2 protein-coding genes are annotated in these 1,105 nt (G+C 65.6%); both read right to left on the bottom strand.

Annotated features, from left to right (window positions below):
• A partial coding sequence (locus M1L60_RS46685) for a carbohydrate ABC transporter permease (RefSeq protein WP_369077264.1) occupies window positions 1-533 on the bottom strand: 533 nt, incomplete at its 3' end.
• The coding region (locus M1L60_RS46680) for an extracellular solute-binding protein (protein WP_253244073.1) at window positions 530-1,105 on the bottom strand (576 nt) is incomplete at its 5' end. The genes M1L60_RS46685 and M1L60_RS46680, both read right to left, overlap by 4 nt.

Below are 1,105 nucleotides of genomic sequence, written 5' to 3'. Positions count from 1 at the left end.
ACCGCGCCTTGATAAATCAGCGAGTGGAACGGCACGAACTGCCACGACACGATGAAGATCAGCACACCCATGGCCAGCGTCGCGTTACCGAGCCAGTCCTGATTCAGCCACGAGATGCCCAGCCCGGTGCCCAACCCGAAGTTCGGGTCGAGCAACGACTTGTAGGTGATCGCGATGGCCGCCGAACTCAGCAGCAGCGGAATGAAGAACAGCACCGCCAGCACTTCGCGATAGCGCTTGCGGGCGGCGATGAAGACCCCGATCAGGATCGACAGCGGAGTCTGCACCGCCCACGACAACGCCATGATGAGGAACGTGACCCAGAGGGCGTGGGGCAGACCGGGATCGCTCAGTGTCGCGCGCCAGCTCGTCGTGCCCGAGGGAACGATCTCGCCGAGACCGTTCCAGGTGGTGAAGCTGAGCGCGAGGACGCCCAGCAACGGCACGACGCCGAAGGCCAGGAACATGAGAAGCGCGGGCAGGGCCATCCACGTGACGTTGCCGCCCCGCACCCGCTGGGCCGCGGCGGTCACTTCCCGATGACCCCGTTCATGGCGGTCACCCACTGCTGCGGGCTGACCTGCAGCTGGAACAGCTTGGCGATGTTGTCGAGCAGCGTCTCGGCCGCCGTCGGGCTCAGCGCCTGGTCCCAGGACTGGGCGAACACCTTGGCCCCGTTGGCGATGCCGGCCATGTCCTTGAGGAACTGAGCGTCGGCCCCGGAGAACAGGCTGTCGCTGTCCTTGAGCACGGGCACGCCGCCCGACTTGACCCAGCCCGCCTTCTCATCGTCGTCGACCAGCGTCGTCGAGAAGAACTTCTTGGCGATGTCCTTGGCCTCCGCGGTCGCCTTGGACGAGATGGAGAGGTACTGACCCGGGTTGCCGACGGTGTTGCTCGGGTCGCCCTTGCCACCCTCGACGGCCGGGAAGTTCATCCAGCCCAGCCCGCCGTCCTTGACGAAGTTGCCACCCTGCTCGACCTGGATCCCGTACGACCACGAGCCGTGCAGCATCATGGCCGCCTTACCCGTGTAGAGCAGCGCCTGGTCGGCGTTGGAGTCGGCCGTGGTCGACGAGAAGCCCTTCTGGAAACCGTTGGCCTT

Origin of the sequence: Paractinoplanes aksuensis, from assembly GCF_024137025.1 — a bacterium.
In the GTDB taxonomy this organism is placed as follows: Bacteria; Actinomycetota; Actinomycetes; order Mycobacteriales; family Micromonosporaceae; genus Actinoplanes; species Actinoplanes aksuensis.
Note: the sequence above shows the minus strand (reverse complement) of the source record. Positions and strands in the feature narration are given on the sequence as shown.